Below are 25,672 nucleotides of genomic sequence, written 5' to 3'. Positions count from 1 at the left end.
GTTTTAACCTCGCTTTTTTCTAGAAGTCCCAGTCATCTTGCGGTAAGCCCAGTTACCTAAGAACCGAGACGACAGGTTAAAGACTAAGATAACAATGATAAGAACCGCTGAAGCGCCACTTGAAACAACGTGTGCGTCTGGAACAATTCCCTCGGTATTTAGTTTCCAGATATGAACTGCAAGGGTCTCAGCTGGACGCATGGGATTTAGGAAACTGCTGGGACTGAAAGGATTCCAGTTGGTGTAACTTACGATTGGGGCACTTTGACCAGCAGTGTAAATTAAGGCGGCGGCTTCTCCGAAGATTCGACCAGAACTAAGGATGACACCGGTGATGATGCCCGGGATCGCGAGTGGTAGCACAACTCCAGTAATGGTTTTAAACTTGGAGAGTCCAAGCGATAACCCGGCTTCTCTTTGTAACTTTGGCACCTCTTCGATGGAATCTTCGACACTTCTGGTAAGGAGTGGCAGGTTGAAGATGGTTAAAGCAATCGCTCCTGACAGAATGGAGTAATCAAGTTGAAACTTGATTACTAGCACCAAGTAGCCAAACAGCCCAACGACAATGGAAGGCAATGAACTTAGAACCTCAATGGCCGTTTTAACGAGCGTTGTGAGCCAGTTGTCCTTGGCATACTCTGCCAGGTAAATTCCGGCCCCAAGACTGATTGGCAGCGAGATGATGATCGTCAGTATTAACAGGTAGACAGAATTAAAGAGCTGATCTCTAATTCCACCGCCGGCACTGATCGAACTGGACGTGGTGGTTAAAAACTTCCACGAGATATCGGGTAGACCGGTAATGAGGATGTAACCGAGTAGGAAGATTAAGATCAGAACTACGACCACGACTAAGGCCCAGATGGTCCCAATGGCGAACTTATTAATTTTTTTGGCATTTATTTTCATTTTTTAAATGCACTCCTCTTTCCAATTAGTTTTACGATGACGTTGAATACTAGTGACATTACTAGTAAAACTAAAGCCAATGTCCACAAGGCGTTGTTAGGCAACGTTCCCATGATGGTATTACCCATTTGGGTCGTCAGTTGACTGGTTAAAGTTGCAGTTGGACTTGTCAAGCTGGTTGGCATGAGGACTGCATTTCCGATGACCATTTGAACGGCTAGTGCCTCACCAAAGGCGCGCGCCATTCCGAAGATCATCGCGGTAAGGATTCCCGGAGTGGCAGCCCGTAAGACCACTTTGTACATCATTTGCCATTTAGTGGCTCCAAGTGATAGGGCAGCACTCCGATAGTCTCGTGGAACGGCCTTTAAAGCATCGACTGACATTGAGGTGATGGTCGGAAGAACCATGACGAACAAAACGATGGTAGCTGGTAAAATTCCAGAACCGGTCCCTCCAAACACCGTTCTAACGATGGGAATCAAGACCATTAGGCCGATGAAACCATAGACAACGGATGGAATTCCAACGAGTAATTCGATTACTGGTTGCAGAATCTTTTGCCCTCGTTTGGGAGCGATTTCGGTCATGAATAGGGCCATGGCAATCGCAAATGGGGTGGCAAGAATAGCGGATAGTAGGGTGACCGCAAATGACGTGACGATCATTGGAAGTGCCCCAACTTCTGGTTTCCCATTTGGTCCCGTTTGACTGGGATTCCAGTCCCCCTTAGTGAAGAAATCGATGATACTGACGTGATCGGAAGTAAAGGTCGCCAGTCCCTTGGTGGTGATGAAGAAGAGGATGGTAATGACGAGGATGCCGATCAGGCCGATACATATGAGACTGATAAAATGACCAACTTTATCTTGATGAGTTTCTTTTGATGGTTTCAGTAATTTTTCTTTAATGTCATTCATATAAAAACCACTTTCATAATTATTTAACCGCTTGAACTTGACCTTCAGCATTCTTTTCAAATTTCATGTTTTTAACTTGAATGTATCCGATCTGCTTGACTAATTTCTGTTGAACATGATCTGAAAGCATGTAATCAATAAATTTTTTGGTGGTTCCACTGGGCTTGCCCTTGGTATACATGTGTTCATACGACCAGATTTTCCAATTGTTATGTTCCACGTTGGGGTCGGTTGGTTGCACCTTATCGATGGAAATACTTTGCGTTTTATTGTTTAAATATGGAAACGAGAGGTAACTAACCGCACCGGGAGTCGATGAGACAATCTGTTGCACCGTTCCGTTTGAGTCTTGTTGCTGAGCGTTGACGGCTTTTTTGCCCTTTAAAACGGATTGTTCAAAGGTCATCCGGGTTCCACTTCCCTCGACCCGGTTAATCACCACGATCTTGACGTTATTTCCGCCGACCTGCTTCCAATTGGTGACTTTACCAGTGAAGATTTGTTCAAGTTGTTTCATTGAGAGATTTTTCACTCCCACTTTTTTATTGGCAACCGGGGCAATTCCAACAACGGCAACCTTATGATCAACTAAATCTTTAGCAGTAACACCTGGTTGTTGGGAAGCAAAGACATCTGAATTACCAACATTGACGGCTCCCTGTTGGATTTGGCTTAGGCCAGTTCCAGATCCACCACCCTGGACGTTAATGTTAACTTTCGGGTTACTAACCTGATACTCTCGACTCGCTTGCTCGACCAGTGGTTGAAGTGCCGTGGAGCCAACGGCGGTAATCTTATTACCGTTTTTGGCCTTGGTGGAAGATGATGATCCGCACGCGGCGAGTCCCAGCGCCAGCAGTCCACACGTTAATATCAATGCAACCTTTTTCTTTTTGCCTAATGACATGGACGAAATCTCCTTTGGTTTAAATGGACATTATTTTGTTTACGAACCAAGTATATAAGGTGAATGTAAATGTTAAGTAAATTTTACGGGCTTTTTATGTAAATGTTTGGTAAAGCCAAAAAGACCCCCTTCAAGTACTATTGAAGGGGGTCTTAAATAACGGTGTTATTAAAAACAAACTAAATGGACAGCCATGCCATCCATCCCGGGTAGAAGAAGTCGTAGAGGTTGTTACACAGCATGATGGCCTCTTGCTCGTTATACCGATGTTTCAAAATGTCACAAAAAGTAGCATAAAACGAGAACACGTGAAAATGCAGTTCCTGGTAGTTAAACTTAAAGCTAACAGTGATGATGTTACGTTCTTGCATGATCCCAATGGAGTTAGCAATTTTTTGGGTAAAGTATTTCGTTAGCATTTCGGCTAGATTGTCGTACTTCGACCCCTCTGATTTAAAAAGAATTAATTCCTTATACTTCGGATTAGCGTAAAGGGTGTGGATGATTGGATTCATATTCAAAATGTTTTGTTTCCACACCGTTTGAACGCTGGCTGGACTGATTTTAGCCATTCCCTGATTAAACTGATTCTCATATTCGTCTTTTAATTGCTTGATAAAGGGATCAAGAATTTCATCTAGAATCGCATCCTTTGATTCAAAGTGTTTGTAAAAGGAACCGGTTGTCCGGTTAGCGTTTCGGCAAATTTCACGAATCTTTGTCTTATCAAACCCGTTTTTTAGAAAGGCCTTAAACCCGGCCTCTAGTAATAGGGAATGGGTTTTATCCTGGTTACGAACGTTTGCCATGAAAATTCCTCCAGTGGATTGATTGCTCAATTTAAGATAACAGTGTTATATTAAGTGAGTATTATTTGTTTAATGATGGTCAACTTAACTTCGGATGATGTTTCAAAGGAGAAAAACAATGATAAAAAAGTTTAAGTTAAGTATAACAGCAATTTTAATCTTATTTTGTGTCATCGTGCTAGTTGGTTGTGGCAAAAAATCAGGAGATGAACGGGCCAACCATAAGCTGAGAGTGGTTACCTCAACTAATTTTTATGGTCAAATTGCGAAAAATGTTTTGGGAAATCAGGGGAGCGTTCAGCCGATTATTAAGGGAAGCGGTGACCCACACGATTTTGATCCTTCAACGAGTGATGCGAATCAAGTTGCAAGAGCAGACGTGGTTGTTGAAAATGGCATTGGATACGACGATTGGATGAAAAAGCTGGTAAAGAATGGAAGTGATCAGACGTCGGTTGTCAACGTTTCAAAGGTGATGAACCGAAAAGATGGGGATAACGAGCACATTTGGTACGATCCTGATACCGTTAATAAGCTCGTCTACCGACTGGCAGACGTCTATAGTGAGAAACAGCCGAATCACAAACGTTATTTTCATGATAATGCCAAGCGGTATTTAAAAGAGTATGAACCAGTTAAGCAGCAGGTGGAAAAGGCACGAGATAATCTGAACGATCACCAGTTAAATCGCAAGGTCGACGTCAGTGAACCGGTTTTCGATGATGCCCTTAGTTACATGGGATACAAGGTAAATGACCCTGATTTTGCCAATGCGACCGAGAAGGAGATTGACCCGTCACCTAAGAGTATTCAAAACATCAGGGATGATATCACTCACCATCGGATTGCTTTCTTTGTTGATAACACGCAGGCTGACAGTAAAATGGTCAAGAACCTCGTCAAATTAGCTAAGGATCATGATGTGCCGGTTGTAAAATTGACCGAAACGATTCCTGAAGATAAAAACTACTTGGAGTGGATGGATAATGCCTATCAGCAGGTGGTCAAAATTCAAAATAATGAAATGAAAAACAAATAAAATGACATCCAAGCCCGTTAATGGTTTGGATGTCATTTATTATGGTTTATTTAATTTCGCTTCAAATTCATAACCAAAGCCACGGATCGTTTTGATTAAGACGGGGTCTTTGGGATTAGGTTCAATCTTGTCCCTTAAATGGCTGATGTGCATTTCAAGCATCCGCGAGGACTGGTCAATGTAAAGATCGTTCCAAACGCCGTTTAGGATTTGTTCACGACTCAGGATTCGTTTGGGGTGAGTCAGAAAGTACTCTAAAAGCTTGAATTCCTTAGGCGTTAGTCGGAGCGAAGTACCGTTTTTGGTGGCAACCTTCTGATCTAAGTCAACGTCGATGTCAGAAAAGTGAAATCGTGGCTTGACCTTCTTATTTTTTTCCTGCTTTAGACTATTATTTTCGTCTTGGTAGAAACGGGCGCGATGTTTCATCCGGAGCATGACTTCGTCAGCGTTGTATGGTTGGATGATGTAGTCGTCGATGCCAACTTTAAATAATTGATCAACGATGCCCTCGTCCTTTTTTTCTCCCAGGGCGAGAATTGGAAGTGAGGCCGTTTGGCGGATTTTAGGGATAAGTTCGATCAACTTTTGAGCTGCAACGGTACTTAGGTCCCAAATAATGGCCTGTTCTTTGTACTTTTGAATGGATGATAGGAGGCTTGAAACATCGTATAAATCTTCGACAAAGTATCCATTGTCATTAAAAGTTTGGTTGAAACTAAGTGCTAATGATAATTTTTCAGTCACTAAAACAATGTGATTCATGGCACCATCCCGATTAAAAATCACGCTTCTTTTTCTTCACTCATTATACAGTTTTATGGCTGATAATCGTAACTTTAACGTTTTCACGTAACTAAGCTACTTGGAATCAGAATGTCGGTTCTCTTTTTCCTGTCGTTTTTTGGCGCGATGAAGACTCACTAAGACGGTAATGATGGTTACTACTACGAAAACGACCACCATCATTATGACGAGCCAGATAAACGTGCTTAAATCCATGACGTCCATTCCCTTCGTTAATGATTGGTTTTATTTTAACACGACCGAAAAGATTAAGTTTTAAGGAAATCACAAATTTATAACTTAATTGATTGTGATAAAATGACTAAGAAGGGGTTTGATGCATATCATGAATGATACAAACGACGCTAATACTACTAACTACTTAGATATCGTAAAAAGATTAGTTTTTGATGAAAAAATTGAATACTTGTTTTGGGGAGCCATGACCACCCTGGTTTACTTTGTCAGTCGATTCGTTTCGATGAAGATTTTTACCAGTGATTTTACTCCCGTCTTAATTGCCCAAGTTCTGTCGATTGCGTTTGCTTTTGTGGTGAACAAATACTTTGTTTTTAACAGTGGAACGCAGTCCAAGACACTTCAGGCTCAGATCGTTAACTTTGTTTCGGGACGATTGTTTGTTTTAGTCCTCGACTTTTTGATGACTTACGTAATGATCGATAAGTTTCCGCAATTTTTCATTAAGATTTTATTTTTAGATCACTTAAACTATTCGGCTTGGCTATTCCAACTTCCCGTTGTTCACGGGTTGATTGGGAGTCCCACGTTGTTTAACAGTTTTATCTGTGTGGTTGGAACACAAATCATGGCCATTGTGATTAATTACTTTGTTTCTAAGTACTTTGCTTTTAAATAAAATCAAAAAAGCATCCACTTTTTCTAGGTGGGTGCTATTTGTTTGCGATGTAATCCAAAATCTTGAATAAATCGCGATGGTTCTGTTTTGAAATTGGGTGGTTAATGATGGTGTTTTTAGACTGACTTAAAACGGACCCAGTAAGGTAAGGGTAGTCGTTAATTGCCATTTCGGTGACGTTGTCGTGGTTGGGTTCAAGGTGAAACTGGAGGCCAACGAGGTTATCCTTTACAAATCCCTGATTAACGAGTTGATCACTTGAGTACAATAACGAGGCACCATCTGGAATCTGAAACGTTTCCTCATGCCAGTGGAGCACTTCTAGTTGGTTGGATAATCCGGAGATGAGTTTTGTTTTTAAGTAGACGGGAGCAAACCCAACTTCCTTAGTGTGCGAGTCAAAGACGGAAGCTCCTAGAACTTTGGCCATTTGTTGGGCACCAAAGCAGGCGCCAAAGACTGGTTTTCTTTGGCTAATCATCCGTTTGATTAGTTCACGTTCGGATTTGATCCAGTTTGTGTCGTCGTTGACGCTCATTGGGCCGCCTAAGATTACTAACATGTCGGTTGTAGCAGCGTCTGGTAGCACCTTAAACTGAGAAGGATGATAAACGAACATCTGGTAATGGTTGTGATGAATCCAGTCGGAGATTGCTCCGGGTCCCTCATCAGAAGTGTGTTGCAAAATGCTTACTCTCATTATTGTTGTTCCTCTTGAATTGACCGTGATAATAAAAAAATAATGCCATTTGGCATTATTTTAGTAAATTACATCATTCCGCCTTGCATACCGATCATGGCCGCAATGGCTGCGACGATCATCTTGAACAATCCCATTACGATGAATGCAACGATGATTCCAAAGGCAATTGTGAATGCCATTTGCATTGATGATTTCCAGGCTGCCTTGTCTCTACCACCGAGAAACTTGTAGAACAACCATGCTAGAGCGATTAGAATGATCAAAATCACAACTAATGCAACAATTGAAATGATTAAACTTTCTGTACCCATTAATTTTCACCTCACAAACATAAGATTATATATATTTAGCATGAACTTTTAGGGTTAAATGTGCAAACATATTACTTAATTTTGAAGGAATCTATAAGAATCTTAAAATATACTTACGGTAAGTCATTTTAGTAACTTTTTGGTGTCGACGGTGCTATCTTAGCAGTTGAAACATCATAAAAATATCAAGGGGAGCTCTTCAAAGATGAAAATGAAGAAAACATTATTTACGTTAGCTGCCGTAGCTAGTGTGGGATTGGTACTTACTGGTTGTGGAGAAAGCAAGAGTAGTTCTAAGTCCAGTTCGTCATCAAATATGTCGAGTAGCAGTAGCGAAAAAACAATGAGTAAAAAAGACATGAAGGAAACCAAGGGCGATAAGTCAATGGACATGAATATGCAAATGAAGCATAAGATGAACCTACCAACTGACTTAGCTGCCGCTAAAAATCCTAAGTTTAAGGTTGGTTCTGAAGTTAAACTATCAGCTAACCACATGAAAGGGATGAAAGGTGCTAAGGCTAAAGTTACCGGAGCATATGATTCACCACTTTATGTCATCGATTACAAGCCAACCGATGGTAAGGCTGAAGTTAAAAATCATGAGTTCGTTACAAAAGACCAACTTAAGGCTGATAAACAGGGTGCTACCTTGAAAAAGGGCGAAAAAGTCACCGTTGAAGCTGACCACATGCCCGGCATGAAAGGTGCTCAGGGGAAGATTGTTAAAGTTTGTGACGGTCCTGCCTATGCTGTAACCTTCAAACCAACTAATGGTGGCAAAGAATACGTTAACCATCAGTGGGTCAGCCAAACTGAAATGAAAAAATGCTAATTTAAATTAGTTCAAAAATACTAGGACATTGTCCTAGTATTTTTTTATTTTAGATGAAGTTGTAACCGATGGCACCAATTAAACCAATAATCGCGGCAATTAAATACCACGTAGTCTTCTTGTTTTTGCCGAACATGCCCCATAAGAGTTCATCAATAAAAACGATTAAGACCGTGATTAGTAAAATATTGAAGTGGGCGAACATGATGGCAAATACCAGGGCAATGCCACAGATGAGATCGTTAATGTTTCGTAGAACGTTGCGTTTGTTTTTCATTTTTTCTCCATTAATAGTAGTTTGAAGTTTAATCAGTGATACTAATCATATTACTTCAAATGAGTTTTAGATAACATCACCTGAAACCAAAAAAATTCCTTAGCCCATCCAAGCTAAGGAATTTCTTATAGGTACTGTGATTTTTTGAGTGCTTCTTGAAGAGCTTTAGGACAAACGTTAATGGTTTCGGTGACCTTTAAGTGGTTGTTACTAGCGGCCTCCACGATTTTGGCAATGTCATTAACAGCCATTTTACCCTCTAGGGCATAAGCAATGTGGACAGCAAATTCGTAAAAGTTATGAGAATCCTGCATCTCCATTTGCACGGTATTGTATAGTTTTTGATCATTTATAAAAACATCGTTTCCAGTACAATGAATCATAAGCACGCCTCCTTTATTATCTTATAATAATTATAATTAAATAAGTTGAATAATCAAATAATGGGATTATAGTTCATCAAAATTCACGAACACTGAGGGAATTGGTGAACGGGAATTGTTGAGTGACCGATATCCCATGCCGCAATTAATTGATTTTTTTATTTATGTGCCTTAGCCCTTTGATTGAGCTAATCAGTATGTGATAATGTAAACGTAAGAAAATCTTAATATTTATTTAATTGGAGGAACTAGTATGAATGAATGTCCTAATTGTCATTTTAATAACAAGCCGGGCGCAAAGTTTTGTGTCAAGTGTGGAACTAAGTTGACTGGCAACAGTCAAACAAGCAGTAACAAGGTACATAATGAAGCAAAAAAGCAGCAACATCCCCGTAATTCACAGGCTGACGTTTCTAACGGATTAACCAGCATGTTTAATTATTTCATTGAATCAATTAAACATCCAGTCAAATATGAGGCTGCTAGTGAGAAGTATCTGGGATATATCTCGCTTGGAATCTTCGCCGTTTTGACCTGGCTAGTTTCGTTTATTTTAGCAATGAGAATGAAGAGTGGACTGGCCTCTGAATCAGTTCCATACTCACTTATTCATAAGATGGATGGCGTCATTAACACGAGTGTTATAGGACTAGGACTGATTATTGCCGTAATCGGTCTGTTAGCTTGGATTTTAGGCTATGTCGGAGTTCACTTCATTATGAACAACAATATGAGCCTTAGTGATTATACGAATGAGTACGGTAAATTTTTAAACGTTGGAATTATTTTACTGTTAGTGGGTTTGCTTCTATCAGCCGTCATGCCCGCTGGAATTTTATTTTTAATTGGTCTCTACGTGGTCGACTTGGCCATCACCATTTCGGGTTGGGCGTTAATTTATGAAATGCTCTTTTCTAAGAATTTTGGGTCGATTGATAGTTTCTATGTTTTATTGATTGTAACGGTTATCGTGGCAATCATTTCCGCTGTCCTAGTAGCTATTTTGGGTAATAGCCTGGGCTCTCAACTTCAAACGCTGACTCAAGAGATCATTAACAACTTTGCTGCTAACTTTGGGCAGGGATACTAGGAGGAGTCAAAATGAGTGAAGAAGCGTCTTTTTGTCCCAATTGTGGACACCGAATTAATGCAAATGATGAGTTCTGCCCCAATTGTGGGTATAAATTAACTCCTAATGGATCACCAAAAAGTCAAGCAGGACCAAGTCGCAAGACATCAGGGAGTCGGCCCCTGCGTCAGACAAGTAACGTTAATCGTCCGCAAAAACAAAAGAAGATGAAACCACTTACTAAAGTGATTTGGGTGATTGTGGTGGTCTTGGTAGTGGTACTTATCGGTGGTTACTTCTTTGGAAAGAATTACTATTCAAAAGCTAATCAAGTCGACCGAGTCATCTCAGCAATTAAGAATGATCAGGAAAAGAATTTAGCCAATGTGTCGGAAACAAACGACCCGAACTTTAAGATTAGTGGGAAAGCGATGAAGCCAACCATTAATTATTATGCTAGTAATAAGGACCAGTTATCAAAGCTTAGGAGTCAGTTCATGCGCGATAACGATAATCCGGTGACCGACAACCTGCAATTTAAGCAGGAGGGTAACACCTGGTTAGTTTTCCCTAAGTATAAACTGATGGTCAAACCCGTTTATTCTAGTATTTCCACTAACCTGAATGGCGTCTCGTTGAGTGTGAACGGCAAGCAAATTACCAGCAACATGGGAAGTCAAAAGGCTAAGAAGATTGGGCCACTTGCACCGGGTCTTTATAACATCACCACTGCTGGAAAAGTCAATGGCCGTGAATTGCACAATAATGGTCAATTCGACTGGATTGATGGTGCCAGTTCAGCGTCCTTACCACTTCGAATTATCACCTTTACAGTGAAGGGGCAACCAGGATCAGACGTGTTGATTCAAAACAAGAAGGTTGGAACGATTGGTGACAATGGGAGCTTTAAGCTTTCTGACTACCCATTTAGTACGAACATGAACGTTCAAGTTCAGATGAAGGGCAAGTCCGGTAAATTAATTCAGAGTAAACCCTATAATTTAAAAGACATTGATAATAACAACACGATTGAACCGAAGTTTGATGGGATTGCCACGAAAGATCAGGCTGATCAGGTCTTGAATCCGCTCTGGACTCAGGTGAGTGGTGCCGGTAACGACGTTGATATTTCCCATTTCTTTGACGGTGGAAATGGTAGTCCCGCTTGTCAGGATATGCTTAAGATGGTCAAAAGTTATAATGACAACGATAAAATTGAGTCATTTGAAACTAGTGAAAGGACCGAATCGGTAGCACCTTATGATAGTGGGGAGACGCAAGTCACTTATCAGGTTGATTATACTTTCGATAACAATGACGACGATGACAATAGTTCGGTTCGTCATCAGACGTTTGAGTACAATGCCATCTTGGTCAGAAATCCTGGCAGTGATGATTCTGATGATCTTCCGTTTATCATCAAGAGTAACCAGTCAGTTAAGAAAGTATCGGATAGTACCGATAACGATTAATAATCTATAAAAGAAACGAGCATTCTGTGCTACGTTTCTTTTTGTTTGGTGTATGTTATGATTTCCCCATATTATAAAAGGATGGAAATTAGATTGGCAGAAAAACGTAAATCACATAAATTCTTGGCCTTTTTACTCGTGTTGGAAATTATCATCGTGATTGTGGTCGGAGTTTCCGGGACAAAGTATTATTCAAAAAAAGCCAGTGGTGACCGCTTGGTGAATGCCCTGCGTAATCACGAACAAAAGCAGGTGATTGCTGGAATCAAAATTGACGGGCAAACGGGTGCTCCAAGTGAAGAGGCCCTTCAACCCCTTGTTAACGATTTCGATCAAAATTCCGAAGCAGTTAATCGGCTCAAGATGCAGATTAACGGTGAAAAAGTGGCTGAAAGCAACTTGGTTTATAAACAAACGGGGAAGAATTTCCTGGTATTTCCACGTTATCAACTGGTAGTTAAACCAATTGATCCTAAAATTAAGACCAATCTTTCAGAAGCCAACGTGACAATTGATGGAAACAAAGCAGGTAAAACGGATGGCAATGGTGATTTGAAAGTGAAGTCACTCATCCCGGGAGTTCACCAGATTGAGGCGACTGCCACGGCCGGTGGTAAGCAACTTAAGACTTCGGGTCAGTTTAGTTTGATGAAGTCATCTGATACGGTGCACCTGACGTTTAACGTGGTTTCGTTTGGGCTTCAAAGTGTCCCAAACGCCATCGTCTACGTTGACAATCATCCGGTTGCTCAAATTGGTGAAAACGGCAAGGCGAAGGTCAATAATTTACCCATTGGTGATGATTCATCAATCTGGGCCACTCTGAGTGTTGACGGCAAACCAATGAAAAGTGATGTTCAGTACCTCGGGATGAAGAATAATCACTCTGAGATCAAACTCCCGTTTAAAAAGCTCGTTGATAAAAAGGCAGCAACTGGTCTGCTTAAAGCCGTGTGGGAGCCACTGAACCATGACGTTTTTGACGAAAAGTCAGCTGATCAAGTTCAGTACGACCAAAACTTTGTTGGAGGAAAAAGTAACCCAGCCTATAATCAGATGATTACGATTGCGAAAAAGGATCATGAACCAGATGTTAAAGATCTTCAAATTAAGGTAAACGTTAAAAAGGTTACAAGTACTGGGGAGGGGAAAGCCACCGTTGACTTTGCGGTTCAAACTGATTCAACTAACGATCAGGGCCAAAAAGCGTCAAAAACGACCAATTATCGGGCTGATGTTAAGCAAGATGTTAATAATCAACTCAAACTTAAGGGTCTGGATGAGGTTAAATAAAAAAGGAAACCAATTATGGCTCCTTTTAGTTGACGTTTGCTTTAATAAATTTGGCAATGGTTTCGGCCATCATTTTGTAAGTAGTCGAATTAGGGTGAAGACGATGGTCATGTAGTCTTGTTCTATAATTATCGTCGTCGACAATGGTCGGTGCCACCTTACGCCAGTTCAGATACGGAATGTTATTTTGGCGGTAGACGGTGGTTAAGCCGCAAAGGAGCTGCCCAAACGTGTAGTGGGCAAGTCCCTCAATGTTGTAGTTATCGGTGCCACCATCGAAGCGGTTAAATGGAAGGATTCCCAGAATTTGAATGGACGGATTTTCGATCTTGATTTGCTGGATGTTTTCATTTAACATCCTTTTAACGACTTCTAAAGTATCGTAGCGGTGGGCAAAATCGTTGGTACCATAAAAGATCGTGGCGATGTCGTAGTCACCAAAATTGTTGTGGCTAACCTGATAGGTTAAGTCCAGCTCACAATTTCCGGTAATGGTACCGGCATTCTGGCCCGCGTTTTTGATGAAGTTAAATGGTAAAATTTGACCTAAATAATAGGGCCAATTGTGCACTAAATCTTTTTCTCCGTCAAAACCACGAGTTAACGAGTCACCTAATAATATGATGTTGTCTTCATTAATTGATTTCATTTTTTAAACCTCGGTTGTGAATTGTGATACTATCATTTTACTGCTAAGTCAATTGACATGGGCATTTTATTATTGCATTATAGAATATAATTAAATTTTATTAAGTCGCATGGGAGATGAAAACGTGAGTTATAAAAGGGTAATTGTTGTGGATTTAGCATCACTCGGATTACGCTCGGACAATGAAGCAGAACAACTTAACGCTTCAAGCGATAACATCCTTTCACACGTTTTGAATCAATCCTCAAAGTCAGATTTACCATCGCTTCGGCGGTTGGGCCTTTTTAACATCTTTTTTGATGGGGAGCGTTCTTCATCAGATGAAGTCAATCCCGAGGGCGCTTACGGATTAGTTCGAACTAATTCCGTTGTTAATCGACCCGCATCCGGACTGCGAGAAATGTTTGATTGTGCCGTTAATTCACGTGTGTCAAGCGTCTTTGAAGAGGTTTATAAAGCGGAAAAGAGTTCCGTGATCATTTCCCGGTTTGTGGAATATCTTCAGGTTCAGGACTTTTCCAGACGGATTCAGGTACCCGATAATACCTCTGCTTTTGTTGAATTAAATCATCAGCTGGAAAAGGTTCGGAGCGGTTTTATTTACGTTCAAGTTCCAGATCTTCAGACCTCCGCTATGGAGGGTGATTTGGATCAATTTTCATCGGAACTGAAGAAAGTTGATGTCATGTTATCAGAACTGATGGATTCTTTAGAGGATGATGACTTGTTGATTGTTACCTCAAGTCGAGTTGGTGATTCACAAACCCAGGATGGATTATCGACTTACAAGATTTTACCAGTAATGTTGTATGATAACCAATCAACTGATCGCCACATTGAAGATGTTAATAAAGTAAGTGTGATTGGCGGAACGGTTCTAGATGGATTAGGAATCCTTGATCGAGTAAAACGACCATCAATAAGTTTACTTCCATACTTAAAAAAAGAGACAGCTTAGGCCGTCTCTTTTTTGATTGCTTTTAAGCTGAAGCAGCTAATTCAATTATGCGTGTGGTAAACTTGACTAATAACGACGGATTTAAAACGGAGGGATATTATGCAAAAAATTATTATGGACATGGACCCAGGAATTGACGATGCAGCAGCTTTGTCAGTGGCACTCAATGAGCCAAAATTGGGTGTGGACTTGGTGACCACCGTCGCTGGAAACGTAACGGTTGATAAAACGACGATTAATGCCCTTAAAATTATTAATTTTTTTCATGATGGTGAGCGGGTCAAAGTCGCTAGTGGGGCCGCAAATCCCTTAATAAAGCCGTTTGAAGATGCAGCTCGGATTCATGGTGAATCTGGGATGCGCGGTTATGATTTTACGGGTGAACTGCCAGAGCCATTGAAAATGACCGCGGTGAAAGCCCTTCATGACCACATTATGGACAGTGAAGAACCAGTCACGTTGGTCGCAACGGGATCTTATACCAACGTTGCTCTCCTACTGTCTGAATATCCAGAAGTAAAAGCCAAGTTAGAGCGGATTGTTGCCATGGGCGGAGCACTTGGACGTGGTAACATGACCAGTGCTGCTGAATTTAATGTCTTTACTGACCCTGATGCGGCCAAAATAATGTATCAAAGTGGTGTTTCAATTGTGATGATTGGACTTGATGTGACCAAGAAGGCTCTTCTTACTAACGAAACTTTAGCTGAAATTAAGGAAATGAATCGAGCGGGAGAGATGCTCTCTGCCATTATCACTAGTGATGGGGATCAAAGTAATGCAGGCGTGGCCATGCACGATGTTAATACGATTTTTTACCTGTTACACCCAGAATCACTTACTACTGAAGAGATGTGGATTGATATTCAAACTACTGGACCCGCCAATGGCGCCACCGTTGGTGATATTCGTGGTGCTTATCATCATGGTCAAACCAATGCTAAGGTTGCCGTTGACATTGACGCCCAAGCGTTTAATGACTGGTTTAAGTCTGAAGTTCAAAAGATGCCAGATTAAACAGAACGGGGTAAATTTCTCGGTGACTTTTTTCCTTTTTTTGGTAACGAAATCTTTAAATTTTCGTTATAATGAATAAAGGGTCTAATTTAAATTGGTTTAACTTTAATTAGTTTCCAATTGTTTGTTTTACATAGGAGAAGTAAATGAATCCAGAACAATTTAAAGCGGCATTGTTAAAACACAATGTCTCACTATCGGACTTTCAAGTAGAACAGTTTAAAAAGTACTACGAACTCTTAGTATCCTATAATCAAAAGGTGAATTTGACGACCATCGTTGAACGTGACGACGTGTATTTAAAGCACTTTTACGATTCACTTACTCCCGTTTTTTACATACCAGAGCTTAGAGAATCAAGGTCAATTGTAGACGTTGGTGCGGGGGCAGGGTTTCCGTCAATCCCACTTAAGATTATTAATCCCGATTTAGAGGTCACCATCGTGGACTCACTTAATAAGCGGATTGTTTTTTTGAAACAACTAGTTAGTGAACTGGGATTGACTGACGTGCGCCTTGTTCATGCTCGTGCCGAGGAATTTGGTGGAAAGCGGTCAAATGATCGCGAACAATTTGATTTTGCAACCGCACGGGCACTGGCGCGGTTGAGTGTGATGTCTGAGTTGTGCCTCCCACTGGTTAAGATCGGCGGCAAGTTAATTGCGTTAAAGGCCGCTAGGGCTCCTGAAGAACTGAAGGGAGCTCAGAAGGCAATTACAACTTTAGGTGGTAAAGTCGAAAGTGACTTTGAGTTTAAATTACCAGAAAACGATGAAGTAAGAAATATAATTGTCATTGATAAAATCACCAAGACACCAAAGAAGTATCCAAGAAAAGCAGGAACTCCAAATAAGGATCCGATCAAGTAAGAAGGAGGGAACAACATGGGAACCGTTATATCGCTTGCAAATCAAAAGGGTGGCGTTGGTAAGACCACGACTGCTGTTAATCTGGGGGCTGACCTAGCCACAAAGGGCAAGAAAGTCCTGCTGGTTGATGCCGATGCCCAAGGAAATGCCACTAGTGGCGTTGGTCTTAGTAAGCAAAAAATTAATAAAGATATTTATGATGTTTTAGTTAATGAAGAGCCGATTGAAGACGTTATTCTACATTCAGCTCATCAAAATCTCGATATTGTTCCTGCTACCATTCAATTATCTGGAGCAGAGATTGAGTTGACCCCCATGATGGCGCGTGAGACTCGATTGAAAACGGCACTTGAGAGTGTCTCTGACAAGTACGATTACATTTTAATTGATTGCCCACCTTCTTTAGGATTAATCACGATTAACGCTTTTACTGCCAGTGATTCGATTTTGATCCCGGTTCAGTCTGAGTATTACGCCTTAGAGGGACTGAGCCAATTACTTAATACCATTGGTTTGGTACAGAAACACTTTAATCCCAACCTCAAGATTGAGGGAGTGTTATTGACTATGTTTGATTCCCGTACTAATCTTGGAGCACAAGTCAATGGTGAGGTTAGAAAGTTTTTTAAGGATAAGGTGTACACCACCGTCATCCCCAGAAACGTTCGCTTATCGGAAGCTCCCAGTCATGGACTGCCGATCATTGACTATGATGCCAAATCAAAAGGCGCCAAAGTATACATGGAATTGACAAAGGAAGTGTTAGCTGCCCATGACCAACAAAAATAGTAAGGGATTAGGACGTGGAATTGAAGCATTGTTTAAGGACAATGATGTTAATAGTAATGACGAAGCAGTTGTTGATCTTGACCTAACCGAAATTTCGCCTAATCCTTATCAACCAAGAAAGAAATTTGATCAGAAGGCTCTTGACGATTTAACCCAGTCCATTAAAGAATCAGGAGTTTTTCAGCCAATTATTGTGCGCCACGATGTTGATAATCATAATTACCAGATTATTGCTGGTGAACGTCGATTTCGGGCATCTAAAGCTGCTGGGAAGGCCAAAATTCCAGCAATCATTCGTGATGCTACCGAAGAGCAAATGATGGAAATCGCTGTAATGGAAAACTTGCAGCGTGAGGACCTTAATCCACTAGAAGAAGCTCAAGCGTACGATACTTTAATGACGAAACTGAATTTAACTCAAGCACAAGTTTCAGAACGCTTAGGCAAGAGCCGCCCTTACATTGCCAATTATCTTCGTTTGCTGGGGTTGCCACAATCCGTTAAGGATATGCTGCAAAAAAAGCAACTTTCAATGGGGCAGGCCCGGGCCCTTTTATCGGTCAAAGAAAAATCACAACTTTTGAATTTAGCTGCTAAGGCTAAGGATGAAACCCTCACGGTTAGACAGTTAGAAAAGTTAATTGCCAAGGCTAATAAGGCTCACTCAACCAAGAGTAAACGACCAGTGAAAAAGTCCAAGTCTCCCTACATTAAGGAGAGCGAGGACCAACTTCAAGATAAATTTGGAACCAAAGTTTTGATTAATGAGACCAATTCTAAGCTTGGTAAGGGACAAATCCAGATTGATTACATGTCAAACGACGATTTGAACCGGATTTTAGACCTATTGGATATTCATCTCGACTAGGGAGGATATTTTTATGTATGGAATGCATGATATCGTTGCAATGAAGAAACAGCATCCCTGTGGCACCAATCGATGGGAAATCATTCGAATGGGAGCTGACATTAAGGTTCAGTGCATGGGTTGTGGTCACATTGTGATGATCAGTCGACGACAATTTGAGAAACGTTTAAAGAAAATACTAGAAAAACACGAAGAAATTAATTAAAAGAGGTAAGCAGGATGTCTTTAACAGCGGGAATCGTTGGGTTGCCGAACGTTGGTAAGTCAACACTTTTTAATGCCATTACAAAAGCTGGTGCTGAAATGGCTAACTATCCTTTCGCAACGATTGATCCAAACGTAGGAATGGTAGAAGTGCCAGATAAACGGCTGGACCGGATTCAGGAGTTAATCCCGGCTAAAAAGGTGGTACCAACTACTTTTGAATTTACCGATATTGCGGGGATTGTAAAGGGTGCTAGTAAAGGTGAAGGGCTTGGAAACAAGTTTCTTGAAAACATTCGTCAAGTGGACGCAATTGTCCACGTTGTTCGGGCTTTTGATGATGACAATATTACCTCAGTTACGGGAACCGTTGACCCCATTGGCGATATTGAAACGATCAACGTCGAACTTGGAATTGCTGATTTAGATGCCGTTGATAAACGAATTGGAAAAGTTCAAAGAGCAGCAAAGGGCTCAGATGAAGCCAAGGAAGAACTGAATGTTTTAAACAAGATTAAACCGGTGCTTGAAGATGGCGGAGCTGTCCGCGATATTGATTTTGATGAAGACGAGCAGAAGATCGTTAAGGGATTGTTTCTTTTGACTTCTAAACCCGTCTTGTATGTCGCTAACATCAGCGAAGAATCGATGGCGGATCCAGAAAGTGACAAGTACTTTAAAATGGTTAAAGACTATGCTCAAAAACACGGTGCGCAGGCAATTGGAATTGCGGCAGAAACCGAGCAGGAAATCGCTGAACTAGGTGATGATGATAAAGCTGACTTTCTTGAGGCTGAGGGGGTTAGTGAGCCTGGTCTAAATAAGTTGATTCGGGCTTCATACAAATTGCTTGGACTGGAAACCTTCTTTACTGCAGGTGGCAAAGAGACCAAAGCCTGGACCTTCAAGAAGGGCACTAAAGCACCTCAAGCCGCTGGAATTATCCATTCTGATTTTGAACGAGGCTTTATTCGAGCTGAGATTATGTCCTTTGAAGACCTGGATAAATACGGAAGTGAAAATGCCGTTAAAGAGGCCGGAAAATTGCGGGTTGAAGGTAAGGATTACGTCATGCATGATGGAGACATTGCAGAATTTAGGTTCAACGTCTAGGAGGAAATTATGAGCGAGGAAGATAATCGAAAACGAAATGCTAAAGCAAAACAGCATCAACATCACTCAAACACTAAGATTGCTGAACGAGAACAATTTGATCACGTTGGTTTGACCAAGAGAAATGCTGAATACATGTATAAGTTTAAGCAGGAACTTTCGGAAACCAAATTGGAGCCAGAAAAGCAGGCTGCTCAAATCAGTACGATGGTAAATGAACTAAAAAGGGCCCAAAAGAGTGGGGTGACCGCAAAGAATCTGTATGGAACGGTTGCTCATAAAGTGCAAGTCACGGTTCATCCACCAAAGAAACCCCAAAAGATGACGCCCATCACCTACGTGATTGATGCCACGTACAACTTTTTGTGGTTTTTGGTCCTGTTCTGTTTCTTGTACGCGGCCATGTTCTTCATTAATTCTTCGCAAGCATCAAAAGGTGGTGTAATGGGGATTACTGGCATATTCGTTTCCTCCATTGTTGCTGGTGCAGGGATGCCACTTATGACTAACTTGTTTGCTCCGGGAGTAAAACATAAATATAATGGCATCATTCGAGCTTTGATGATGGTTCTATTGTTCGCAATTTGGATGCTAGTCTTCTTTGGTGGAACGTATATTCCGAGAGTAATTAACCCGATTACCAGTCCGATTGTTGATGCAGTGATTGGTGTAATTGGAATTGCGGGAATTTTGTACATGCGTCATCGTTTCCCAATTACCAATGGACTATTTACCGGGAACCGAAATTAATTAATTAATCGTGGATCAACTGGTCTACGATTTTTTTGATGTGAAAGTTTAAATGTTTATAATATTAAAACAATTTTGGTTAATCTCTGTTTTCAATCTGATAAACTGAAAGAAAACAGTGAATTCGAGGTAATTAAAATGAAAATTTTAGTTGTTGATGACGATAAAGAAATCGCACAATTATTAGAAATCTACATTAAAAACGAAGGTTACGAACCAATCTCAGCCTATAACGGTAGTGATGCATTATCACTTTTGCGCACTGAGCCAGACATTGGCTTGGTAATTTTAGACATCATGATGCCGGAAATGAGTGGGATTGATGTTATTAAAGAAATCCGTAAAGACTCCCAGATTCCGATCATTGTGTTGTCCGCCAAAACGGCTGATATGGATAAAATTCAGGGATTGGTTTCTGGAGCTGATGATTACGTCACCAAGCCATTTAACCCATTGGAAATCATGGCACGGGTTCGTTCCCTGCTTAGAAGAAGTCAAAACGATGTCACTAAGGACAAGCCTGACATTTTAAACGTGGGTCCACTGACTATCAATAAGGATTCACACGAAGTTAAGACGGAAGACGGCAAAGAAATCCAGTTAACCGCTCTGGAGTTTGGTATTTTGTACCTTCTTGCCAGCCATCCTAACCGGGTCTTTTCAGCTGATGAGATTTTTGAGCGCGTTTGGAAACAAGAAAGTATCATTTCAGCTAAAACCGTCATGGTTCACGTCAGTCATTTACGTGACAAGATTGAAGAAGCCACTGGCGGTGAAAAAGTGATTCAAACCGTTTGGGGCGTCGGCTACAAAGTGGAAGCATAAATAATAAGAGGAATCTTGAGTTTGAAATTAACGACGAAAGAAAAAACTGAATTATTTGTTGAAGGAGTAGTTACTTTAATATTATTACTCCTTTTAAACTTGGCGATTACCGTGATTATCACTGAATCAATCGAGAGTAACCCGGGTCTAAGGGACGGAATCTTCATCATTAAGCAGTCGGTGACCTTTGGCCCGATGCATTTTCGACTACTTAGCTGGGAGAATCTCTTCATCATTGCTATGGGCGTAATCGATGTCATTATTATTTACTGGCGGTTGATTCGGCGCTATCATCAAATGCAACTCCGCCACATTATTTCGGAATTGCATTACATTGCGAACGGGCATTTTGACCATCGAATTCCCTTTGAATTAAAGGGAGATACCGAGCGGGTCATTCAAAGTATTAACGCGCTTGTTGATAGTGTCATTGAATCCATGAATGATGAGCGAGAGGTGGAAGCTTCAAAGGACAAATTGGTCACTAGCGTTAGTCATGATTTAAGAACGCCCTTGACTTCAATTCTGGGATACCTTGGTCTCATTGAAGACGGTCAGTATCAAAATGAAGACGACATTTTAAAGTATTCACATATTGCTTATTTAAAGGCGCAACAAATGAAACAATTAGTGGATCGGCTTTTTGAGTATGCTAAAGCGGGCGATAAGTCTAAGCCTTCGCAAAAAATTGATAACATTGATGTGAATGCGCTATTAGAGCAGCTTCAGACCTCATTTAAACTTGATGCATCTAAGCACAAGATGACGATTGAGATGAAGCCACTCAAGCACGATATTTCGATCAAAGCCAATGCGGAGTCGTTAGGTCGGGTATTTAATAATCTGATCTCGAATGCTTTTAAGTATGGAAAGGGTGGACGTCATATCTATCTTTCTGCTAAGCCATTTAGTAGTGAAGGAGTTGAAATTATCGTTTCAAACGATGGCGAACAGATCCCTAAGGGGTCGCTAGATCACATCTTTGATCGTTTTTACCGGGTTGAGGAGTCACGAAATACCAAAACTGGTGGAACTGGTTTAGGACTTGCCATTGTTCGTGAGATTGTCACCAATCAGGGAGGTTATATTAACGTTTCTTCAACGAAAAAATTAACCGCGTTTAAAATTTACCTTCCGTTAGATGTTAAGCATCCATTACGGAAAAATAAACATGTGATAGGAGAGAAAAATGCAAACCAAGAAAAGTAATCATAGTGGTCATCAATTTCTCGTTTCATTTTTAATCATGACGTTAGCGCTCGTTTTAATGATTCCAGAGACCTTGGCAAAGGCTAACTCGAACGAAATCGATAGTAAAGCTGCCATTGCAGTGGACGCTAAATCAGGACAGATTATTTATCAAAAAAACGCTGCTAGAAACTTACCGGCAGCCTCGATGAGTAAGTTACTCACCGCATACATAGTTCAAAAACGAGTTCATGATCATCAATTGAAATGGGACACTAAGGTGGATATTTCACCTGCAGTTGCCAAATTAAGTACCAAAAAAGGGTTCACCAACGTTAAATTAGAGGCCCATAAGAAATACACGGTAAGGGCGCTCTATTCAACGGCCCTGATTGGTTCAGCTAACGCGAGTGCGATGGCGCTTGGTGATAAAATCTCTGGTAACAGTGAGAATTTTGCCAAAACCATGCGAATAACTGCCAAAGAATTGGGAATTAAAGACGCCAAATTCTATAATGCCTGTGGTCTGACTAACAAACAGGTTGCACCGATGAATTTGCCAAGGGTGACTGGTGATTCTGAAAATGAGATGTCAGCAAAAGACACGGCAATCATCTCTTCCAAAATTATTTCGCAGTATCCTGATGTTCTAAAAACCACTAAGAAAACGCAGTATACCTTTGGTGATACCGACCAAAAACCGCAAGAAGTTGTCAAGACCTCTAACGAAATGTTGAAGGGACAACGATATTACGATCCAGCCTTAAACGTTGATGGTCTAAAAACGGGAACTTCTAAGAAAGCGGGTGAAAACTTCGCGGGGACTTTAGATAATCACCATGATCACCGCATTATCACAGTAGTTATGGGTGCTAAGCCTAATCAACGGTTTATCGTTACTAAGAACTTAATGGAACACGTAATCAAGAATTATCGCCCCATGGAGTATGATAACGATCAATTTACCGAGAATCATCTAAGGGTGATTAACGGGAAAAAACGGACGGTTAAAGTCAAGATGAGCAAACCAGTTACCCTGTGGGGCAAGGTTTCTCAACCAAATGAATTTAGCGACCAAATTATACTTGATTCAAAGCATGCTAAAGACAATGCGGTATCAGCTCCTGTGCTTAAAAATCAGGAAGTTGGAACGAATCAGGTTGGATTTAAAAATCAGAAGGTGGAATTTTTAAATCATGATGGTGGAAAAGCACCAATCGTTACTTGTCAAAGCGTTGATAAGGTTGGCTTCTTTTCGAGATTGTTCCGTGAAATTGTGGAATTTTTCTGATAATTACCATTAGAACAAAATTATGGTTTGTTATTTTGCCATTTTTTCTTATAATGAACAATGTACGCAAAAAGTTAATTAATTTTTTTAGGTTATTTATTCAAGAAATCAAGTGGAGGATTTCAATTGACAAAATTAGTACCGAATCCTAATGAACCTACTTGGAAAGCCAATTTCAAGGTCTCGTTTCCCTTAGACTTGAGTTACATTCCAATTGGTTTGGCGTGTGGGATTTTGCTACACGCCGCGGGATTTAACACGTTTAACACGATTTTGGTATCACTACTGGTTTTTTCCGGTGGTGCCCAATTTTTGATCGCATCCATGTTAACCATTAATTCACCACTTCTAACGATTGTGTTGATGCTGTTTTTCCTAGAGCTTAGATACGCATTATTAGGATCGAGTCTTTCTAAGTATCTTCACGGGCAGAACACGCTCTTTACGTTCTTTTTTGCCTGTTCTTTAAATGACGAAAATTACGCTGTGAACTATTTAAAGTTTTCAACTGACAAGAAATGGACCCCGAAGGATGCGTTGCAAGTAGAACATTTTACGTTATTTTTCTGGACCATTAGTAACTTAGTGGGGAGTTTAATTGGGTCAGCTCTTACAATTGATCTAACCGTGGTGCATTTCGCACTCACAGCGCTCTTCTTGTATATGATTGTGATGCAGTTAAAGGATTTGCTAAAAGTGTTTATTGCACTTTTTGCTGCTGGCCTTGCGATCTTCTTCTTAGTGTTAACTAAATCAACACTCGGATTAGTTGCGGCGACGTTAGTTGCATCGTTCGTCGGTTTTTTGCTTGATAAATACTTTCGGAGTCGAAAACGGAAGACCAACAAGAAAAGTATTTTTCTTAAGACGTTTAAAAACCCTGCGGGGACACCGAAGGAATAAGTTGGGAGAATTGTTATGAAATGGGATGCGATGCAACACTTTCTGTTAATATTGCTGTGTTTTTTGGTTGCTTTAGCTCCAAGATTTATACCATTAGCATTTTTTAGAAAGCGCAAAATTCCAAAGTGGTTTACCGAATGGATGGAATTTGTACCAATTTGCCTGTTTACTTCACTGGTAGTAAAGGATATTTTTATTAATCAGTCATATGCCTTTTCGATTAGTGGTCAGGGACCAGAGTTAATCGCTGCCGTGTTGGTAATTGGGATTGCTTACTGGACCCGATCTATGCTAGTTTCAGTGATGGCAGGACTAGCGGCGGTGTTTCTGTTAACGTTTGTCCTTTAATGAATATTTGATAACAAAAAGACGTAACTTTAATTGATGAAGTTACGTCTTTTACTATCTATTATATTAAGTTATTTGTACATGTAGTCACGAGTCATTGGAAGTGATGCACCAGCCGGTCCCTTTGAAATGAGGTACTGCATGACATCGATATTTCCAACCTTAAATGAAGCGGCACAGGCTTGAAGGTACAAGTCCCACATGCGGCAGAAACGTTCGTCAAACATATTTTCAATTTCTTTTCGGTGCGCATTGAAGTTTTTGTCCCATGTTTCCGTAGTCTTCTGGTAGTGTCTTCTTAGTGATTCCAGGTCATAGATTTGCATGCCATTATCAATAATGTGGTCTAAGTTTTCGGTCAAACCGGGAATGTAACCACCAGGGAAGATCCACTTATTTAACCAACCATTGATCGCACCACCTTGTTGTCTGGTAATTCCATGGATGAGGGCGTTTCCGTTTTTCGCTAAGTGGTCTGAAACAACCTTGAAGTATTCATCAAGATTTTCTTTCCCAACGTGTTCAAACATTCCAACAGACGTGATGTAATCCCACTTTTCTGACTTTGGTAGTTCACGGTAATCTTGAAGGCGGACTTCAGCGACGTCTTCAAGACCGTATTTTTTGATCTGTTCGTTAACGTAGTCGCATTGTTCCTGACTAAGAGTTACACCAGTAACCTTTAGGTCGTATTCTTTAGCGGCAACTAACATTAAAGTACCCCAACCACAACCGATATCTAAAAGAGTACCACCAGGCTGTGGGTTTAGTTTCTTGATGATGTGATGAACTTTATTCATCTGAGCATCGTACAGGCTATCTTCTGGACTTTCCCAGTAACCACATGAATAGGTCATGGTCTTATCCAGCCAAATTTTGTAGAATTCATTTCCGATGTCATAATGCTTTTGCACATCTTTTTTACTTGCCGCTTCTGAATGAGAAGACTTTGGTAGCCACTTAATGAATTTCTTGTTGTGTAAGAAACTGCTGCTATCCAGGTAAGCTGCTGCAACTAAATCTTCTAAAGAAATCCCTTCAACAGTGATTACACCATCCATGTATGCTTCACCTAAAGCGATTGAAGCATTACTGGTAATATCTTTAATTGGAATTGCCTTGTGGATGGTAATGTGAGCTTTAGGCTCACCCTTACCATAAGTCTTGGTAGAACCATCCCAGTATGTTACCTTTAATGGAATATTAAAACTGTGTTTGATAAATTCACTGTAAAACGTCTTTTCAAGCATATAAAAACCTCTCTTTAATTCAATAGTTATATGGCCATTATAACCTTTTTTTGTGAA

At 40.6% G+C, this 25,672-nt stretch carries 31 protein-coding genes; 19 read left to right on the top strand and 12 right to left on the bottom strand.

Annotation, left to right across the window (positions count from 1 at the left end):
- Positions 1-3: 3 nt before the first annotated feature.
- The 4 genes from pstA to AC6UC9_RS04340 form a co-directional block, all read right to left on the bottom strand.
- Positions 4-906 carry a phosphate ABC transporter permease PstA gene (pstA, locus tag AC6UC9_RS04355; protein ID WP_500701305.1) on the bottom strand — a complete coding sequence of 301 codons (903 nt, stop codon included), beginning with the start codon at positions 904-906 and terminating at the stop codon, positions 4-6.
- 2 nt (positions 907-908) lie between these two features.
- A complete protein-coding gene (gene pstC / locus AC6UC9_RS04350; protein WP_500694045.1) occupies positions 909-1,832 on the bottom strand; it encodes a phosphate ABC transporter permease subunit PstC in 924 nt (307 codons plus the stop codon).
- Positions 1,833-1,851: 19 nt separating this feature from the next.
- Entirely contained in the window at positions 1,852-2,739 is an 888-nt protein-coding gene (locus AC6UC9_RS04345) for a phosphate ABC transporter substrate-binding protein PstS family protein (protein ID WP_500701248.1), read from the bottom strand.
- A gap of 179 nt (positions 2,740-2,918) precedes the next feature.
- On the bottom strand, positions 2,919-3,548 hold the full coding sequence (locus AC6UC9_RS04340; RefSeq protein WP_500701247.1) for a TetR/AcrR family transcriptional regulator: 630 nt from the start codon (positions 3,546-3,548) through the stop codon (positions 2,919-2,921).
- A 118-nt stretch (positions 3,549-3,666) separates the two neighbouring features.
- Here AC6UC9_RS04340 and AC6UC9_RS04335 point away from each other — a divergent pair, with 118 nt between their 5' ends.
- A complete protein-coding gene (locus tag AC6UC9_RS04335; RefSeq protein ID WP_500701246.1) occupies positions 3,667-4,587 on the top strand; it encodes a metal ABC transporter solute-binding protein, Zn/Mn family in 921 nt (306 codons plus the stop codon).
- A gap of 39 nt (positions 4,588-4,626) precedes the next feature.
- On the opposite strand, the gene AC6UC9_RS04330 is transcribed toward AC6UC9_RS04335, so the two are convergent.
- Together AC6UC9_RS04330 and AC6UC9_RS04325 are read right to left on the bottom strand one after the other, a co-directional pair.
- A complete protein-coding gene (locus AC6UC9_RS04330; protein WP_500701245.1) occupies positions 4,627-5,352 on the bottom strand; it encodes a winged helix-turn-helix domain-containing protein in 726 nt (241 codons plus the stop codon).
- 96 nt (positions 5,353-5,448) lie between these two features.
- Positions 5,449-5,589, bottom strand: a complete 141-nt coding sequence (locus AC6UC9_RS04325; protein ID WP_500695801.1) for a hypothetical protein — start codon at positions 5,587-5,589, stop codon at positions 5,449-5,451.
- Between the two features lie 130 nt (positions 5,590-5,719).
- Between AC6UC9_RS04325 and AC6UC9_RS04320 the strand changes: the two genes are divergently transcribed.
- Positions 5,720-6,250 carry a GtrA family protein gene (locus AC6UC9_RS04320; protein WP_500701244.1) on the top strand — a complete coding sequence of 177 codons (531 nt, stop codon included), beginning with the start codon at positions 5,720-5,722 and terminating at the stop codon, positions 6,248-6,250.
- 34 nt (positions 6,251-6,284) lie between these two features.
- Here the strand turns inward: AC6UC9_RS04320 and AC6UC9_RS04315 are convergent, their stop codons facing one another.
- Positions 6,285-6,950: a type 1 glutamine amidotransferase gene (locus AC6UC9_RS04315; RefSeq protein WP_500701243.1), complete on the bottom strand. Its 666-nt coding sequence runs from the start codon at positions 6,948-6,950 to the stop codon at positions 6,285-6,287.
- Positions 6,951-7,018: 68 nt separating this feature from the next.
- Positions 7,019-7,264 carry a hypothetical protein gene (locus AC6UC9_RS04310; RefSeq protein ID WP_500694037.1) on the bottom strand — a complete coding sequence of 82 codons (246 nt, stop codon included), beginning with the start codon at positions 7,262-7,264 and terminating at the stop codon, positions 7,019-7,021.
- A gap of 205 nt (positions 7,265-7,469) precedes the next feature.
- On the opposite strand from AC6UC9_RS04310, the gene AC6UC9_RS04305 reads away from it, so the two are divergent.
- Positions 7,470-8,099, top strand: coding sequence for a YdhK family protein (locus AC6UC9_RS04305; protein WP_500695798.1), 630 nt, complete (start codon positions 7,470-7,472; stop codon positions 8,097-8,099).
- Positions 8,100-8,148: 49 nt separating this feature from the next.
- On the opposite strand, the gene AC6UC9_RS04300 is transcribed toward AC6UC9_RS04305, so the two are convergent.
- Complete coding sequence (locus AC6UC9_RS04300; protein WP_500701241.1) at positions 8,149-8,376, bottom strand: hypothetical protein; 228 nt, start codon at positions 8,374-8,376, stop codon at positions 8,149-8,151.
- A gap of 125 nt (positions 8,377-8,501) precedes the next feature.
- Positions 8,502-8,759, bottom strand: a complete 258-nt coding sequence (locus AC6UC9_RS04295) for a hypothetical protein (RefSeq protein WP_500694034.1) — start codon at positions 8,757-8,759, stop codon at positions 8,502-8,504.
- A gap of 253 nt (positions 8,760-9,012) precedes the next feature.
- Here AC6UC9_RS04295 and AC6UC9_RS04290 point away from each other — a divergent pair, with 253 nt between their 5' ends.
- From AC6UC9_RS04290 to AC6UC9_RS04280, 3 genes are all read left to right on the top strand, one after another.
- Positions 9,013-9,849 (top strand): DUF6574 domain-containing protein, encoded by an 837-nt coding sequence (locus tag AC6UC9_RS04290; RefSeq protein ID WP_500701239.1) that lies wholly within the window; start codon positions 9,013-9,015, stop codon positions 9,847-9,849.
- A gap of 11 nt (positions 9,850-9,860) precedes the next feature.
- Positions 9,861-11,300, top strand: a complete 1,440-nt coding sequence (locus tag AC6UC9_RS04285) for a zinc ribbon domain-containing protein (RefSeq protein ID WP_500701237.1) — start codon at positions 9,861-9,863, stop codon at positions 11,298-11,300.
- A 93-nt stretch (positions 11,301-11,393) separates the two neighbouring features.
- On the top strand, positions 11,394-12,593 hold the full coding sequence (locus AC6UC9_RS04280) for a zinc ribbon domain-containing protein (RefSeq protein ID WP_500701235.1): 1,200 nt from the start codon (positions 11,394-11,396) through the stop codon (positions 12,591-12,593).
- Between the two features lie 25 nt (positions 12,594-12,618).
- On the opposite strand, the gene AC6UC9_RS04275 is transcribed toward AC6UC9_RS04280, so the two are convergent.
- Positions 12,619-13,242, bottom strand: a complete 624-nt coding sequence (locus tag AC6UC9_RS04275) for an SGNH/GDSL hydrolase family protein (protein ID WP_500701234.1) — start codon at positions 13,240-13,242, stop codon at positions 12,619-12,621.
- Positions 13,243-13,366: 124 nt separating this feature from the next.
- Here AC6UC9_RS04275 and AC6UC9_RS04270 point away from each other — a divergent pair, with 124 nt between their 5' ends.
- The 13 genes from AC6UC9_RS04270 (at position 13,367) to AC6UC9_RS04210 (ending at position 24,365) form a co-directional block, all read left to right on the top strand.
- Positions 13,367-14,200 (top strand): alkaline phosphatase family protein, encoded by an 834-nt coding sequence (locus tag AC6UC9_RS04270; RefSeq protein ID WP_500694029.1) that lies wholly within the window; start codon positions 13,367-13,369, stop codon positions 14,198-14,200.
- Between the two features lie 99 nt (positions 14,201-14,299).
- The gene (rihC, locus tag AC6UC9_RS04265; RefSeq protein ID WP_500701232.1) at positions 14,300-15,217 is read left to right on the top strand and encodes a ribonucleoside hydrolase RihC; all 918 of its coding nucleotides are present in this window, start codon (positions 14,300-14,302) and stop codon (positions 15,215-15,217) included.
- A 146-nt stretch (positions 15,218-15,363) separates the two neighbouring features.
- Positions 15,364-16,086, top strand: a complete 723-nt coding sequence (rsmG, locus tag AC6UC9_RS04260) for a 16S rRNA (guanine(527)-N(7))-methyltransferase RsmG (protein ID WP_500701231.1) — start codon at positions 15,364-15,366, stop codon at positions 16,084-16,086.
- A 15-nt stretch (positions 16,087-16,101) separates the two neighbouring features.
- Positions 16,102-16,875 (top strand): ParA family protein, encoded by a 774-nt coding sequence (locus AC6UC9_RS04255; protein ID WP_500694026.1) that lies wholly within the window; start codon positions 16,102-16,104, stop codon positions 16,873-16,875.
- Positions 16,859-17,743, top strand: coding sequence for a ParB/RepB/Spo0J family partition protein (locus tag AC6UC9_RS04250; protein ID WP_500701229.1), 885 nt, complete (start codon positions 16,859-16,861; stop codon positions 17,741-17,743). The genes AC6UC9_RS04255 and AC6UC9_RS04250 overlap by 17 nt, the downstream gene beginning before the upstream one ends.
- A gap of 13 nt (positions 17,744-17,756) precedes the next feature.
- Positions 17,757-17,948: a DUF951 domain-containing protein gene (locus AC6UC9_RS04245; protein ID WP_500696940.1), complete on the top strand. Its 192-nt coding sequence runs from the start codon at positions 17,757-17,759 to the stop codon at positions 17,946-17,948.
- A 14-nt stretch (positions 17,949-17,962) separates the two neighbouring features.
- Positions 17,963-19,060, top strand: a complete 1,098-nt coding sequence (gene ychF, locus AC6UC9_RS04240) for a redox-regulated ATPase YchF (RefSeq protein ID WP_500694023.1) — start codon at positions 17,963-17,965, stop codon at positions 19,058-19,060.
- A 9-nt stretch (positions 19,061-19,069) separates the two neighbouring features.
- Entirely contained in the window at positions 19,070-19,810 is a 741-nt protein-coding gene (locus tag AC6UC9_RS04235; protein ID WP_500701228.1) for a DUF1129 family protein, read from the top strand.
- 138 nt (positions 19,811-19,948) lie between these two features.
- Positions 19,949-20,635 carry a response regulator transcription factor CroR gene (croR, locus tag AC6UC9_RS04230; RefSeq protein WP_500694021.1) on the top strand — a complete coding sequence of 229 codons (687 nt, stop codon included), beginning with the start codon at positions 19,949-19,951 and terminating at the stop codon, positions 20,633-20,635.
- Between the two features lie 21 nt (positions 20,636-20,656).
- A complete protein-coding gene (locus tag AC6UC9_RS04225; RefSeq protein WP_500695786.1) occupies positions 20,657-21,844 on the top strand; it encodes a sensor histidine kinase in 1,188 nt (395 codons plus the stop codon).
- Positions 21,825-23,114, top strand: coding sequence for a D-alanyl-D-alanine carboxypeptidase family protein (locus AC6UC9_RS04220; protein ID WP_500701227.1), 1,290 nt, complete (start codon positions 21,825-21,827; stop codon positions 23,112-23,114). Before AC6UC9_RS04225 ends, AC6UC9_RS04220 begins: the two co-directional genes overlap by 20 nt.
- A 126-nt stretch (positions 23,115-23,240) precedes the next feature.
- The gene (locus AC6UC9_RS04215; protein ID WP_500694019.1) at positions 23,241-24,017 is read left to right on the top strand and encodes an AzlC family ABC transporter permease; all 777 of its coding nucleotides are present in this window, start codon (positions 23,241-23,243) and stop codon (positions 24,015-24,017) included.
- A gap of 15 nt (positions 24,018-24,032) precedes the next feature.
- Positions 24,033-24,365 carry an AzlD domain-containing protein gene (locus AC6UC9_RS04210; RefSeq protein ID WP_500694018.1) on the top strand — a complete coding sequence of 111 codons (333 nt, stop codon included), beginning with the start codon at positions 24,033-24,035 and terminating at the stop codon, positions 24,363-24,365.
- Between the two features lie 71 nt (positions 24,366-24,436).
- On the opposite strand, the gene AC6UC9_RS04205 is transcribed toward AC6UC9_RS04210, so the two are convergent.
- A complete protein-coding gene (locus AC6UC9_RS04205; protein WP_500694017.1) occupies positions 24,437-25,615 on the bottom strand; it encodes a class I SAM-dependent methyltransferase in 1,179 nt (392 codons plus the stop codon).
- Positions 25,616-25,672 lie beyond the last annotated feature (57 nt).

It is taken from the genome of Fructilactobacillus sp. X7R4C1, from assembly GCF_059901115.1.
Note: the sequence above shows the minus strand (reverse complement) of the source record. Positions and strands in the feature narration are given on the sequence as shown.